Here is a 15340-nt window from a genome sequence, read left to right on the forward strand (position 1 = left end):
TTTCAGAACTATTTATTAAGAATCATTACATCAAAATTTTATCAAGGTAATGGTAAATACCAGCCGGATCAACCAATGCATAACAGTGTCTCCTTCACTTTAGAGCTAAATTTATAGTGAAAAGAAAACTATTTCTGAATACAATATGTACAGGCAGTAGCAAATGCTGTATATATTACCCTGAGAACTATCGAAAGAATGACAGACAGTGTTGCTACCTGTCGCAGGGCCGGATTGGGCATTATCCCTCAAAGAAAGTCACTGCTCCTGTCTCCAGGTGATAGATACCACCTACTATTTTTATTGCTCCGCTATCTGCCAGTTCTGCTATAATAGGACTTTCTGCTTTTAACTGTTCCATTACATGACGCACGTTATTTTCTGTTACAGTCTTTACAAATTCGGTATTCTTTCCGGTCCTGTTTTCAATTGGGGTAGATGTCTCACTGTCAATAGCTGGCTTTATCTTGTCCAATAATTGTGTGAGGTTACCGAGGTGCACATCATCGCAAGCTCCTTTTATAGCTCCGCACTGTGTATGCCCCAGGACAACGATTATTTTTGACCCAGCCAGTTGTGTACCAAACTCCATGCTGCCAAGGATGTCTCGATTAAGAACATTGCCCGCTATGCGTATGCTGAATATATCCCCTAGTCCCTGGTCAAAGATAAGTTCCACAGAAGTACGTGAATCCATACAGCTCAGTACAGTTGCGAATGGGTATTGCCAATCTCTTGTGGCATTTACCTGACTCAACAAATCCCGGTTGGCTCTCAGATTATTAACAAACCGTAAGTTGCCTTCTTTCAGGTATTGAAGTGCCATTTCGGGTGTAAGACTATTTTGTGATTCCTTGGTGTGTTTATACATGGTTTAAAGTTTGGGAATTATTTTTATAAAGTTCAACAGGCCGCAGGTATTTGGCGTCAACTTTCTATGAGATCTGATCCAATGTTTCATTTTGCTTGCTAACCTTATCATAATTTTCTTTTTTTAATGCCGCAAGCATCTGCCTGATTGTGTTGTTATTCGTGCCTAAAATCTGTACGGCCAATAACCCGGCATTACGTGCACCATTAACACCTACTGTGGCTACTGGTACATCCCCAGGCATCTGCACTATAGATAAAAGCGAATCCCAGCCATCGAGAGAGTTTGTGGACTTGATAGGTACACCAATTACCGGTAATGTAGTGATAGCGGCAACCATACCTGGAAGGTGTGCTGCGCCACCAGCGCCTGCGATGATGATCTTCAAACCACGCTCTTCAGCAGTAGCAGCGTATTCAAACATTTTTTGAGGGCTACGATGTGCCGAAACAACACTGAACTCATAACCTATTTCAAACTTCTTTAGAACCTCAATTGCCTGACGCATAATAGGTGCATCGGAACTACTGCCCATAATAATGCCTACCTCTACCTGTTTCATATTTTTTAATTTAAAATTTTTCGTATTGATTCAGCTTTTGCAATGACATTTTCAATTGTATCATCTGTAACAGTTACATGCCCAACTTTTCGGCCTGCTCTTTTACCCTCTTTGCCATACCAGTGAAGGTGGGCTCCCGGTATGTCTAATAAACGCTTCAGTTTTCCCCGTTTGTCAGTATCTAATATTGCGGATTCCAGTATATTCATCATTAAAGATGGAAAACGAAGCCTGGGGGTACCCAATGGTAGTCCGAGTATCGCGCGGAGTAATTGTTCATACTGTGATGTGGTGCTGGCTTCTATCGTGTGATGACCGCTATTGTGCGGCCTTGGAGCCAGTTCATTTACTAAAAGTTTATTATCTTTTGTGACAAACATTTCTACGGCAAGAATGCCAACCAGTTGGAGTGCATTTGCAATTCCTTTAGCGAGGGTTATAGCTTCTTTTAATATTTCTTCATTTATCTGAGCGGGCGCTATTTGGTAGTCAAGTATGAACTTTTCTTCAGAAAATACCATCATCACCGGATCATAACATTCTACAGCGCCATACTCGTTTCTCGCTACGATTACAGAAATCTCGTGTTTAATGGCAACTAATTCCTCCACTACACATGGCGCATCAAACGCAGTTGGAATATCTTCCTTTGTTTTCAAGACCATCACTCCATAGCCATCATATCCATCACGGCGTTTTTTCAGACAGAGAGGTAGTTTATTTTCGTATCGGTACAAATCATTTTTGCCTTGGATGGCTTCGCCAGGTGCTACCGGTATATGATGGGACAGAAGAAACTGTTTTTGCGTAAATTTGTCCTGTATCACTTCAATGGTATTCGGTGCCGGAAAAACTCTTACGCCTTGCTTTTCAAGATGACGCAATGCGTTGATATTTACAGCCTCCTTTTCTATTGTAATAACATCAAGGCCCTTACCAAACTCCAAAACGGCTTCAAAAGAAGCAGGATCTCCGCAAAAGAAAGATGATGTATAACGTGAACATGGTGCGTGAGGGTCCTTGTCCATAATCGAAACCCTTAGCCCAAAATCAATTGCATGCCTTATAATCATAGCACCCAACTGACCACCTCCTAAAATTCCTATTTTCAAATTTTCAAACATAATCTTCAATTGCCGCGAAGATATAAAAACTATTTAAAATGATAGTAATACTATTATTATTTGTAGTAAATAAATGAAATACAAGTGATCTACTATTAAATCGTATTTTAGCTAACTAATTATTTAAGCATGGAGTTGCAGTTGCAGATAAAAATGAACCCCAAACTTTACCTGAGAGATCCGGACAGTACCGAGCTTGGCCGTAATATTATTAAACATGGCATAAAGCTGATTCATGATATTGGCTTTGAGGACTTTACTTTTAAAAAGCTGGCTATGGAAGTCGGAAGTACGGAGGCCAGTATTTATCGGTATTTTGAAAACAAGCACCGGTTACTCACTTATATTACTACCTGGTTCTGGACATGGTTGGAATACCAGTTGATATTTCATACCAACAACCTTAAGCATCCAAGAGAAAAGATAGATATCGTTATAAAGCTGCTGACTTTTGAAGTTCAGGACAAATTTATTGTGGAGCATATCGACAAGAGCATTTTACACGGTATTGTAATCTGCGAGGGCGACAAAGCATACCTTACAAAAAATGTGACGGAAGATAATAAGTCTATGTTGTTTAAACCATATAAAGATCTTTGTCATCGTATTGCTGAGATCTTCCTGGAGTTAAATCCTGAATTTGCGTTTCCTCACTCCCTGGCGAGTACCTTAATAGAAACCGCTCACCGACAGATGTACTTCAAGGAACATCTGCCACGCTTAACTGATTTCGGCAAATCTAAAGCAGTAAGGCCATTAATCGAATTTCTACAGCATCTGACATTCAAGTCACTGAACAACTGACAGAAACCACATCAGAAAGTGGTGTAATAACTGATTTTTACCACAAAAGATTATTGTTGCATAAGACGGGAAGAAGAAATTTTTGTTCAGGCAAACTTTTCAAAAATGTACTTCGTAAATAAATGCGCATTTGAATATATCTGGCACTGAAGGAACCACGAACATACATTACCGAACAGGAACTGATAAACGGATTAAAGCAACGCGAGCAGGCTGCTTTCAGCTTCCTGTACGATCACTATTCGTCAGCGCTGAATGGCGTTATTTACAATATAATACCGGATACCAATATCGCGACAGATATTCTTCAGGAGGTATTTGTAAAAATTTGGCGGTTGATTGATAGCTATGATCCTGACAAAGGAAAGCTGTTTACTTGGATGTTCAATATTGCCCGCAATACAGCTATCGACCTTGCCCGCAGCAAAGAATGGCGAAACAGTAAACGAAACAATCGTCTAACTGACGACTATGCTCAGTTACCTGACCGATCGCTGCCACCATCAGACCTTCCAGAGTTACGGAAAATAGTCTATTCCCTGAAAGATGAATATAAGACCGTCATCGAATTATCTTATTTTGAGGGATATACGCAAAAGGAAATCGCAACGATGGAGCAAATACCACTGGGAACGGTTAAAACACGGTTAAGGGCAGCATTATTACAACTTAAAAAAAAGATCAATCTTTAACGTGGATATCAAGGCATACATAGAAAGTGGAGTGATTGAAAGCTATGTGTTGGGCATAGCGGACGCAGAAGAAGCCGCTGAACTTCAGCGCCTTAGTCTCGAATATCCTGCCATTGCCGCCGCAATAAAGGAACGGGAACAATGGCTCCGGGAGTTTTCAGAAGCTACTGGTCGTCCGGCCCCCGACGGCGTTAAGGACCAGTTGCTACAATCTCTCAATAAAGAATTTGCTGTAACGCCCGGATCTATCCATTTCATCAACCGCCGTTTTAAATTTATTGCTGCTGCATCACTGCTTGCCCTGCTCGTAAGTGCCGCAGGGAACGTCTATCTTTATAAAAGATACACTAAAGCCACGGATGACTTTATAGCGCTTCAGAAAGAGCAGGTTCAGGTACTTGCGGATAATCAGGCTTATCAGGCACGATTAACAGCTTTTGATCATGACCTAAAGATCATGTCTGAACCAGGCGTGATTAAAGTACTGCTGGCAGGCGTTACAGGAAAGGAAGGCAGCCTTGCCACCGTATACTGGAATACGCATAGCAGGGATGTTTATCTGATGGCCAATAATCTTCCCCCAGTGCCATCTGGCAAACAGTATCAGTTGTGGGCGCTGGTCGATGGAAAACCTATAGACGCAGGCATAATATCAGACTGTGCGTCCTTTCTCTGCCATCTGAAGCAGGTGACTGGCGCGCAGGCATTTGCCATTACCCTTGAAAAGACTGGAGGAAGCGCTACTCCAACACTGGACCAAATGTTCGTGATCGGAAATGTGAAATCATAAATATGAAATCATAAATAACTGACAGTTGTTCACGTCAGCAGATTCAAATGCATAAGCCGCCTTAATTAGGCGGCTTTTTTTTAAAAAAATCAACCAGGCCAAACTTTTAGAGAAAATATCTCGTATCTCAGACAACAACTGACAAAAATTAGCGAAAATACTTCATCAGTAATCGTGCATCAACACAATCCAAAAACTATTCTTAAATGATTATGTAACCTAACCTCTGTTTTATGGACAACAAAAACACACTTTTGCCAGCGAATGGCAATAACAGCTTTCCATTGCCCGGAATGTTGGGGCGGAGAAGATTTCTCTCTTATCTCGGGCTTGCCGCAACCTCTGCTACTGTAATCGCAGCATGCAAAAAAGACAAGGACGGTAATAATACCGTGCCGCCAGGTAGCATTGACCTTGGAACAGGCGATATTGGGATACTCAATTATGCATACGCATTGGAACAGTTGGAAGCAGCCTTCTATACGCAGGTGATTAGTAGCCCTTTCAGCGGGATGACTGCCAATGAGCAGTCGTTGTTGACAGATATACGTGATCATGAAATAGCGCACCGTGAGTTTTTCAAGGCGGCTTTAGGGACAATGGCCATCAAAAATCTTGAGGTAGACTTCTCTTCCGTAAACTTCGGAAGTCGCGATAGTGTGCTTACTACCTCGAAGGCGTTTGAAGATCTTGGCGTTTCAGCATATAACGGAGCAGGACAGCTTCTTAAAGATAGCAACTACCTGCTGTTGGCAGGCAAGATTGTATCGGTTGAAGCCCGTCACGCTGCATTAATACGCGATCTTATCAGCAATGGTTCTTTCGCCGACAGCACCGTTATTAGTATGAATGGCCTCGACCTTGCCAGCAAACCTGCAGATGTACTTACGACAGCCAGCGTATTCCTTAAATCGAAACTCTACGCTGGGAATCTTCCAACATCCTGAAGTCAGATTATTCATCCTAAAAAAGTTGTTTATGAATCTTCTAAATATTATATCATCCATCGAAAAAATAGATCCGGAGGTGCATGACCGCCTTGATACAAGGCGGGGCGCAATGCAGCAGTTCGCAAAAATAGGCGGAAAGATTGCAATGGCCGCGGTACCGTTCGCATTGGGTAGCATGTTTAAAACGGCCTATGGACAATCCACCAGTGACATATCTTCCGTTCTTAATTATGCACTCACGCTTGAATATCTGGAAGCGGAGTTTTATACCAAAGGGGCTGCATCGGGTATTGTCCCTGTTGGTACTCCCGCTGTCGGAGCTATTAATACTATCAGGGACCATGAAAACGCTCACGTTGCATTTTTGATAACCACACTTGGCTCTCTCGGCGCAACCCCTGTATCAAAACCAACATTCGACTTTACAGCAGGTGGGACCTTTGCCAATGTATTCACCAATTATGATACTTTCCTGGCGGTAGCTCAGGCTTTTGAAGATACGGGGGTCAGGGCTTATAAGGGTAGAGCCGGAGATTTAATTTCCAATCACGCTGTGCTGACAGTTGCATTGCAAATCCATTCGGTGGAAGCAAGGCACGCATCTCATATACGCCAGATGCGTAAGGCAAGAGGAGCAAACGTGAAGCCCTGGATCACCGGTAATGATACTGGCGGCATTGGTAGTGCCGTCCAGGCCAACTATAACGGCGAGGAACTCACAACGCAGGCGGGGGTAAACATACTAAACTTCGTGAGCGCGAGCGCTGCAAGCGAAAGTTTTGATGAACCTCTTACAGCAAATCAGGTGCTTGCCATCATAAAACCTTTTATTGTATAATCATTTATCAAAAATTCAAACTACAATATATGAACAGAAAATTCAGATGCTTTAGTGCTGGTGTAATAATGCTGCTTATCATCAGCAAAGTGGACGTATCAATGGCTAATAGCCTCTTTTCCGTCAACATGCACGCGCCCGCAAGTGAATGGGTCAAATCAACAACCGGGACTTGGCCGGGCATGAAGGATGGAAAAACATACTGGTACAAACTAGACAAAAAGGCGGGCCTTTGGTGGAGTACAGACGGGAACAAATGGGCAGCGGTACAGGATGGTCTGTGGGCGGATAAAGAGGGCAAGTGGCTTAAAATCCATCAGGGCAAACTCGTTTGGAGCACCGATGGTAAACAATGGACCGAAGTGCCAGACTGGAAATGGGAAGGATCAGACGGCAAATGGTACAAATTTGATGCAAAATGGAACCTGTGGGTCAATGAATAATGCAGTAGAAATAAAATCTTTTTTCAGAATAATAGTTTTGAGCAGTGACATTTTGCCGGATGCCTTTAGTAGCGCAGTAAAGCAGGAAAAACTGACACTTTTCGTTCGATGAAATGGGGGATGTGTGTTGGTAGTGTGCTGGCGCTGTCAGGTGAGTTTGGTGTGTCATTTAGTGTGTCAAATTTGTGTCGGGAATGGTGGGAGAAAGCGTTAAAAAACGACACCTGACTAAATGAAAAGAGGCTTGTAAGTCAATTACTTACAAGCCTCTTTAGTGCCCAGAACTGGATTCGAACCAGCACACCCTTGCGAGCGCTGCGACCTGAACACAGTGCGTCTACCAATTTCGCCATCTGGGCAACTGATTTTGTGTTTCAGGACCGCAAAGATAAGCAGAGTTTTCTTTCTGCCAAATTTATTTTCAATTTTTTATGTTGATAATGAAACGGTTGCGTTATTCTGCATACTCCCATGCGCTCTGGTAGCCGTTTTGAGCCTCTGCATACTTTATAAAGTCAGCATAGAAGGGCAGTTGAGAGAGTGTGGCACTGTCCCCTATAATCACCAATTTCTTCCTCGCACGCGTCATCGCCACATTCATTCGACGGATATCTGACAAGAACCCAATCTTGCTCTCATTATTACTACGCGTCATACTGATGTAAACGATATCCCTTTCCTGCCCCTGGAAACTATCTATCGTATTCACCGTAATACGGCCTTTATAAGGCTGTAAATCCGGGTGATGAGCTAATTGCTCTTTCAGTACCTCTATCTGCTGCCTATAAGGCGAAATAATAGCAATAGAAGGGAATTGCTCGGGGGGATAATGCGGACTAAGCGTACCTGCCACATGTGCCAGATGACGGAATAAAAAGGCCGCTTCTTCTGGATTGGTGGTGCTGGTGCCATTCGTCTGTTCATCAAAGCCGCAGCCGGCAGTATCAATGAAGGCCAGCGGCGTATCCTGGGCGAAGAGGAGATGATCCGCTACGGAGGCATGCGCCCTTAGCTTGTCGTGATAAAAAACGCCAGATGAATAGCCCATGATGGTGGTATGCATCCGATATTGTTCTTCGAGTAAGGTGACACTTTCCGGATACAGTGATACAATTTTTTCCATTAAGGTGTCCGCCAGGCCTGCCTTTGCGGCATCATTGGATTTGATGGTAGGAGGGAGCTGACAATGATCGCCGGCGAAAATTACTTTCTCCGCTTTGAGGATAGGTATCCAACAAGCAGGTTCTAATGCCTGTCCGGCTTCATCTATCACCACCGTGCGATATTTCAGATGACGTACGGTATAGTGGTTGGCGCCCACGGGAGTGGCAGTGATCACCTGTGCTTTGGCCACAATATCCTCTACTACGTATTGTTCTGTGTTTTCCACCGCTTTCATGATGTTGCGCGCTTCATCAAATAAAGCCTTGCGTTGTTCCCGCTCTGCCTTCCCGAAATTGCGCTTGTATTTATGCGCCATGTTGCGAAATTCATTGGCCTGTTTGCGTAAGCGAGATACTTCTTTCATGCCGCTGTGGCCCGACATCTTACTATCAAGGGTGAGGGAGAGCAGTCTATCTGATACCCTTGCCGGATTCCCTACCCGCAATACATTCAATCCTTCCTCAGATAATTTTTCACTGAGGAGATCTACAGCCGTATTGCTGGGAGCCACCACCAGTATCTGTTGTGGCTCTTCTTTTATCAGGGCTTTGATAGCTTGAACGAGCGTGGTGGTTTTACCTGTTCCTGGAGGGCCATGGACTACGGCTACATCACAGGCTTCGAGTATTTTGTTGACAGCGGCATGTTGGGAACTGTTGAGCCGCCCGATATGTGCAGGGGAAATATCTGTTCTGAAATTAGGCGCTGCCTGTCCGGTGAGTACGCGTACCAGGCGGCCTGTTTTTGGATCATCTGCCATGGCAGTGGCCTGTTTGAGGGCTGCCTGCATTTCATCATAGCTGTTGTCGTCGAAAAGGAGATCGATGCCCAGTTTGCCACCATCTGCCCAATCAGGGAGCTCATCCGTGCGAAGGGTGATTTTCAGGCGATTACCGCCTACCCATGAGATGACACCCTCTTGCTGGTGCTCCTTCCGGTCGTGATTGGAGAAGAATACAGCAGATACGCCACTGCGCAATTGATGCGGTACTTCTTGATTGGTGGTTCGTTCCAATTCGACGGTCAGGTAATCACCCCGACTCATCTCACTCCCCCGGATGGCAACAGGGTACCAAGCCAACCCACTAGCACGACGTTCTTGCACAGAAGTGCTGGCGGTCAATGCCTGGTACGATTTACGGTCTTCTTCCCTTTCTGTTTTTAATAAATCCTGCAGCTTTTTGAAATAATCCATCCTACAAAGATACTAATAACTCAGGGTTATACCGGCTCCAAAGCCCATGTCACTGTCATAATGGGTGGATAATCCAAAGTTCTTCGTGATGATATAACGGAACCCTGCCATGTATTCATAATCTGAGTTGACCATGAAATTGAAACGGAGCCTTTTGGTAACCGGTACATCTTCGCGGGAGAGCTGCAAACGCAGCCTTCCTTCTGTATCTAGGGAGGCATCTGCCACTATTAGCATCGGTAGGGTGTATTGCAAACCCACATGGAATACCTGTCTGAAATTCTTGGTGTTCGTTTGTCCGAAGAGATTCTTCTCATGCTCGTCCAGCTTGCGATAGCGGAAATCCCAACCTACATATGGAAATAGCCATTGCATTTTGCCTATATATCTTCCGAAATGGCTCTCACTTTCATAACCATGGCGATCATTGAGTCCCACTCTCCATTCTGTAGATAACTGATAGCGGGTATTAGATAATCGTATCTCCCCATCACTACCATTGCTTTCCAATCCTACGCGACTACTCAAATACAGCATGCGGTCATCTTTTTTAATCATTTTCCAACCCATTTTGGGATCGGGTACCTGTGGATTAGGAGGACTGTCTTCATAGCTAAACACGCGTCCCATGCCACTCATCATGTGATACAGGATATGGCAGTGGAAAAACCAGTCGCCGCTTTCTGTGGCGGCAAATTCGATGGTGTCTACTTCCATCGGCATGATATCCAGCACTGTTTTCAGGGGAGAATAATCACCTTGTCCATTCAATACGCGGAAGAAATGGCCGTGTAAGTGCATCGGGTGACGCATCATGGTATTGTTGTACAGGATGATGCGAATATTTTCTCCTTTGCGGATGAGAATTTTATCTGACTCAGAAACGGTTTTGTTATTGATAGTCCAGACGTACCTGTTCATGTTGCCGGTGAGTTCAAATTTGAATTCACGAGTAGGCGCATTGGCAGGCAGATTCGTTTTTGCTGGCGCACGCAGCATACCGTAGTTGAGGGTAACAATATCGCTGGATGCAGTCATATTCATGTTGCCCATATCATGCCCAGCGTGACCTTCTTGGGCAGCGGGTTTGTTGTCTCCCCCTCCTGTAATTTCTGGATACATAACGGTATTCATATCCATCGTTTGGTTGGTCATTTGCATGCCTCCGCTGGTATCTAGGTTACCGTTCATTTTCATCATGTCGTTCATCATCTTCATCCCTTCGAAGTACTTCAGTTTGGGCAAAGGCGTCATGGGCATATTCATGCCTTGACCCAGCCAAAGAGAAGTAGCGCCAGTACGGTCTTCCGCAGTGGCCAGCAATTGGTAACGCATATTTTCAGGGATGGTAACGATGACATCGTAGGTTTCAGACACGCCAACGATGAAACGATCTACTTCTACCGGCTCCACATCGGCGCCGTCATTGGCTACTACGGCCATTTTGCCGCCAGAAAAACTAACCCAGAAGTAGGTAGACGAACTACCATTGATGATGCGGAGTCTTACCTTATCGCCAGCTTTCAGGCCGGGCATACTATCCGTCAGTTTGCCATTGGCGAGGAATTTTTCATAATACACATCACTCACATCCATGGCATTCATGCGTTTCCATTCATTGGTTACTTTGGTGCCGAAATGTTTATGTTTGATGGCTTCCGTATAACTCTGCGTGGAACCTTTTTTGATAGCAAACCAATCGTTCGCATTATGCAAGTAACGATTGACTTGATGCGGATGCATGTCTGTCCAATCACTCAACAGCAGCACCTTCTCCGGTATATTGCTTTTTTCGCGAGGATGGAACACCAGGGAACCATATAAACCGCTTTGCTCCTGGAACATGGTATGACTATGATACCAGTAAGTGCCATGTTGTACGATAGGAAATTTAAAGAGATGCGTTTGACCGGCTTTGATGGGTTGCGTGGTCAGGTATGGTACACCATCTTCTTGGTTAGGCAGGATAACGCCATGCCAGTGGATGGAAGTTTCTGTATTGAGCGTATTGTGTACATAGATCAGGGCAGTATCGCCTTCTGTAAATTCCAGGGTAGGGCCAGGAATGCCGCCATTGACGGTAAGGCCATGCGCCATTTTCCCGGAATAGTGTACCATGGTATCACCTATGTAGAGATCATATCTGACAGTTTTGGGCGTCTGCGCATAGAGCTGACTACCAATAACCATCAGGGTTATATATAAAAGAAAATGCTTCATAAAATAAACCAGTTGTTGCCCGGAATGGGCGAGAAAGTTACAGGTGAACAGATATACAACCCGTTCACCTGTATAAAAGTTGAAGGAAATATTATTTGATGGTATCTGCTACTTTACCGCAGGTCAGCATTTGGTTGCCGAAATATGGATTTTTTACTGCGTTGGAGTTGCTCAACCAGGAAGCTTTTTTCATTGGGCAATATTGCTGGTAAACCGGTTGCTCAGAGAGTTTGGTGGATTTTGCCAAATCGTACATATCTGTAGAGAACTGTTTAAACTGTTCCCGTTGTTGTGCGATATCTTTTGAAGAGGCAATCTGCTGTGCTTCTGCCACCAGTTTATCTTTTGCAGCAGCGATAGTTTTATTTGCAGCCGCTTCTTCTCCAACTGCTTTAACGAAAGCGTTGGCTGCGGTGCTGGCAGCAGCGCTATTACCACTGATGAGTGCGTCTTTTACTGCATAGTATTCTGTGAGTGCGCCAGATTTATTTTGAGCAACTGCTTTACCTAAAGAGAAGAGAACAGCGATAGCAAGAAATACTTTTTTCATGATTGTAGATTTGATATGATTTATTGAATGAAGTTAAATTCGGGCCGCCAGTGAACGGAAAAGGGAGGAGAGATGTCTATCAAATCAAATCAGAAAACGCTGTATCTCTATACTAATATCCCTTACGGGCAATCCTAATGTATGGTTGGTTAAATATCGTTGGGAAACCATCGGATGGGCAGCGGGTATACCCATATGGTTATATGAATAACTATAGGGAGACACGTGTCCGGGGGCTGCAGCGAGCTGCAAGGAAGCATCGAGCACTTTGTCTAGCATAGGTTGCTTCTCCATCTCATCGGAGCAGCAAGGGTCTGTAGCCGCATGATGGTGGTGAGTGGCCTTGGCTGTCAGCATGATGGCGGAGCAGGTAAACCCTGTCAGCAAGTGCAGGCTGAAGATCAGCAGTAGACTTAAGGCTTTTATGGTGTTGCTTCTTTTCATAATGATGCCTCAAAGATAGCACACGATAAAAGCCGGATGTTTACATAATTGTGGATATGATTTATATAATTTTATTGCCGCTTATAGAGAGATACCAATGGAAAAGCGGTTTTTCCTGTATTCCTGCCAGCTTCTTGTGGATACATCCATCTTACTACATCGCTTTGATAAAAGGCGCCACTATCCGCGTCTATAGCGGAGAGGCGGCCATGGTAGGCAGCACCGGTGTCTATATTCCAGAGATTATAGAGGTGCATGGGTAATGTGCAGTCGGCAAATAGGGTAGGGGTATGCCCGATGAATACTTCCTTATACAGGGATAATCTGGCGGGGCCACTAGCACGCTTTGCCTGCCAGTGATGTTGCGTGTCTTCCCATAAACTGCGATCCCAATACAGCAGATGCGCACTTTTTTCGTCTGCTACGCCGGTGGCTGCGGTATATCCGGCATGGACATACAATCTGTTCTGCGAATCAATGTAATAATTTCTCAGTTGCTGAAAGAACTGGAGGTGTTGTAATCGCATATCAGCGGGGATTTGCTGGTAGCTTTCGATGGTGCTGGCGCCGGAATTACGTAACCAGTTTGGGTCTACTTTACCTGATTCCAGCCAGAGATGGCAGAATACATCATGGTTGCCTCGTAGGAAGACACAGGAGTAACTGTGTTGGAGTTCAATGAGAAAGTTAATCACACCTGCCGATTGTGACCAGCCATCTACATAATCGCCGAGGAAAATTAAGGTATCCAGGGGTTGGATACCTGCTTTGTGCAATACTTGCTTCAATGCCTGTAGTGCACCATGGATATCACCTATTACGATGGTTCTTGAAAGCATAGTGTCGGGTTTTAAAGGTTATTGAGGTATATTAAAAATAACACGGGTATATGATGCCAATGTTATCTGGGGCAGGCATAACCTTTTCTTCATATCAAGATACAAAAAAAAGCCGCTTCTCTTATGGAAGCGGCTATCGCAAACAAGGGTTACAAACAAAACTGGTCGAAAGGCCGGTTTGGGTTCTCCTAAGTGTACTGTTTAAAAATCAGTTGATTATTTACCATTTAGGATTTTGTGTCATGGCAGTATTGCCGTTCATCTCTGTCAGCGGAATAGGCCAGAGATAATCTCTGTCAGGATTGAAGACACGTGTCTCCACAACCACCGGCTGACCTGTAGCTGGGTTGATAGCACCCATGGCAGGGCCACTCAGCACATCCGGTCCGATTTTCCATCTGCGGATATCGAACAGGCGGGTACCTTCAAATGCCAATTCCACTTTACGTTCTCTTCTGTAGAGTTCGCGGATTTTATCCTGTGAATTGTAGACTGCAAGATTCACACTCGGCATCCCTGCACGGTTACGGATCTTGTTCAGATATAACACTACATCAGGATTTTGCCAGTCGCCGGATTCTACTAGTGCTTCCACATAGCTGAGCAGGATTTCCGCATAGCGGATAATCATGAAGTTAAGTGTGCCGGAGTTGGTTTTGGATACATCTTTCGGATCTACATATTTTTTCACCCAGAAACCCGTTTGTGTAGACTGTGCAGTACCAATGGCATCTCCGGAAGTACTGGAGAATGGATCGAGCAGACGGTTCACGAAGGTTTGGCCAGGAACTAGTACACTGGCTGCCAGTCGAGGATCGCGATTGTTTTTGTACAGTGGATTTTTCCAGTAGTAGTTCAGACTATCCTGTCCGAGTTCCTGAAGGGTTTTACCTTGCAGCGTTTCGTAGGTATTCACCATCGCAGCGGTAGGACCGTTACAAGCTTGTCCGGCAAGACTCTTAGGCGCCATTCGGAAGAAGGCTCCGGAATTCCCTGTCCGACGGAAGAGAATTCTTTCCTTGTTTTCCAAGGCGTCGTAGCTGAAGAGTTGTGCATAGCTGTTTACGCCTGTTGCAGTGGCATAATGCAGGTCATACACGCCGGAATTAATAATCTTCTTCGCATATTCAATCACCTTCGGATAGTTCTTGATGCTTAGGTAAAGCTGCACCTGCATTGCATAACAAGCGCCCTGAGAAATCCTATAGGCATCACTGCTAGGGTAAGATGCTGGCAGTAATTCCGCTGCTTTATCCAATTCAGAAGAAATGAAAGTGACCATTTCCTCTTGTTTAGGACGAGGGAGAGAGGCGCCTTCTGTGGGCGTATAGCTCTTCTGAACGATAGGGGTAGGGCCATAGAACAGGAAGAGGTTAAGGTGTGCGCGGGCGCGTAATGCTCTGGCTTCCGCAGCGCGTTGCTCTTTCAGCACCTTGTCTTCCATATAAATACGGGAATAGTTTTCCAGTATACGACAGGCATTGCGGATATCTTTATAATTCTGACGATATGTATCAGAGAGATATCCATCCGATGAAGTGACAGCTCCCAGTGGATAAGAGGCCCAGCTACCGAAGTTGGCGCGGAAAACAGATTCGTCTGTGATACCACTCATGTGCATACGGGCGTTAGCCTGATAGGTACTGGAGGTAATCAGTGCGCCCGGCGACATTTGGTTGACATAGATTACTTCCAGGTATGCCGACAGGTCTGATTCTAGTCGCCACCATTTATCATCCGTAGTCGCCTGCGGATTATCTCTGTCTAGGTAATCTTTGGAGCAGCTAAAAAGTAGGCTGGAAGCCAATAATGAAACACATATTTTTTTATGAAGATTTTTCATGATCCTGTAGT

At 44.6% G+C, this 15340-nt stretch carries 15 protein-coding genes and 1 tRNA gene; 6 read left to right on the top strand and 10 right to left on the bottom strand.

Translation table 11 applies throughout. The features are described 5' to 3' along the window. Window positions 1-241 precede the first annotated feature (241 nt). The 3 genes from JO154_RS12110 to JO154_RS12120 form a co-directional block, all read right to left on the bottom strand. Window positions 242-871 (bottom strand): carbonic anhydrase family protein, encoded by a 630-nt coding sequence (locus JO154_RS12110; RefSeq protein ID WP_291945748.1) that lies wholly within the window; start codon window positions 869-871, stop codon window positions 242-244. Between the two features lie 64 nt (window positions 872-935). Next, window positions 936-1433 (bottom strand): 5-(carboxyamino)imidazole ribonucleotide mutase, encoded by a 498-nt coding sequence (gene purE, locus JO154_RS12115; protein WP_291945750.1) that lies wholly within the window; start codon window positions 1431-1433, stop codon window positions 936-938. A 5-nt stretch (window positions 1434-1438) separates the two neighbouring features. After that, the gene (locus tag JO154_RS12120) at window positions 1439-2557 is read right to left on the bottom strand and encodes a 5-(carboxyamino)imidazole ribonucleotide synthase (RefSeq protein ID WP_291945752.1); all 1119 of its coding nucleotides are present in this window, start codon (window positions 2555-2557) and stop codon (window positions 1439-1441) included. A 129-nt stretch (window positions 2558-2686) separates the two neighbouring features. On the opposite strand from JO154_RS12120, the gene JO154_RS12125 reads away from it, so the two are divergent. From JO154_RS12125 to JO154_RS12150, 6 genes are all read left to right on the top strand, one after another. Then, on the top strand, window positions 2687-3361 hold the full coding sequence (locus JO154_RS12125) for a TetR/AcrR family transcriptional regulator (protein ID WP_291945754.1): 675 nt from the start codon (window positions 2687-2689) through the stop codon (window positions 3359-3361). A 227-nt stretch (window positions 3362-3588) separates the two neighbouring features. Beyond that, a complete protein-coding gene (locus tag JO154_RS12130; protein WP_291946336.1) occupies window positions 3589-4053 on the top strand; it encodes a sigma-70 family RNA polymerase sigma factor in 465 nt (154 codons plus the stop codon). Between the two features lies 1 nt (window position 4054). Beyond that, on the top strand, window positions 4055-4843 hold the full coding sequence (locus tag JO154_RS12135; protein WP_291945756.1) for an anti-sigma factor: 789 nt from the start codon (window positions 4055-4057) through the stop codon (window positions 4841-4843). A 233-nt stretch (window positions 4844-5076) separates the two neighbouring features. Further along, entirely contained in the window at window positions 5077-5790 is a 714-nt protein-coding gene (locus JO154_RS12140) for a ferritin-like domain-containing protein (RefSeq protein WP_291945758.1), read from the top strand. Between the two features lie 31 nt (window positions 5791-5821). After that, a complete protein-coding gene (locus JO154_RS12145; RefSeq protein WP_291945760.1) occupies window positions 5822-6631 on the top strand; it encodes a ferritin-like domain-containing protein in 810 nt (269 codons plus the stop codon). A 29-nt stretch (window positions 6632-6660) separates the two neighbouring features. Then, window positions 6661-7074 carry a hypothetical protein gene (locus JO154_RS12150; RefSeq protein ID WP_291945762.1) on the top strand — a complete coding sequence of 138 codons (414 nt, stop codon included), beginning with the start codon at window positions 6661-6663 and terminating at the stop codon, window positions 7072-7074. 275 nt (window positions 7075-7349) lie between these two features. On the opposite strand, the gene JO154_RS12155 is transcribed toward JO154_RS12150, so the two are convergent. The 7 genes from JO154_RS12155 to JO154_RS12185 form a co-directional block, all read right to left on the bottom strand. Further along, window positions 7350-7433: transfer RNA gene (locus JO154_RS12155), tRNA-Leu, on the bottom strand. 95 nt (window positions 7434-7528) lie between these two features. Next, a complete protein-coding gene (locus JO154_RS12160) occupies window positions 7529-9433 on the bottom strand; it encodes an AAA domain-containing protein (RefSeq protein ID WP_291945764.1) in 1905 nt (634 codons plus the stop codon). A gap of 12 nt (window positions 9434-9445) precedes the next feature. Then, window positions 9446-11653, bottom strand: coding sequence for a multicopper oxidase domain-containing protein (locus tag JO154_RS12165; protein WP_291945766.1), 2208 nt, complete (start codon window positions 11651-11653; stop codon window positions 9446-9448). Between the two features lie 91 nt (window positions 11654-11744). Beyond that, window positions 11745-12203 (bottom strand): DUF3347 domain-containing protein, encoded by a 459-nt coding sequence (locus tag JO154_RS12170; protein WP_291945768.1) that lies wholly within the window; start codon window positions 12201-12203, stop codon window positions 11745-11747. 84 nt (window positions 12204-12287) lie between these two features. Further along, window positions 12288-12647, bottom strand: a complete 360-nt coding sequence (locus JO154_RS12175; protein WP_291945770.1) for a hypothetical protein — start codon at window positions 12645-12647, stop codon at window positions 12288-12290. 71 nt (window positions 12648-12718) lie between these two features. Next, complete coding sequence (locus JO154_RS12180; RefSeq protein WP_291945772.1) at window positions 12719-13486, bottom strand: metallophosphoesterase; 768 nt, start codon at window positions 13484-13486, stop codon at window positions 12719-12721. Window positions 13487-13706: 220 nt separating this feature from the next. Next, window positions 13707-15329, bottom strand: a complete 1623-nt coding sequence (locus JO154_RS12185; protein ID WP_291945774.1) for a RagB/SusD family nutrient uptake outer membrane protein — start codon at window positions 15327-15329, stop codon at window positions 13707-13709. Between the last annotated feature and the right edge of the window lie 11 nt (window positions 15330-15340).

Origin of the sequence: Chitinophaga sp., assembly GCF_019236475.1 — a bacterium.
GTDB lineage: Bacteria > Bacteroidota > Bacteroidia > Chitinophagales > Chitinophagaceae > Chitinophaga.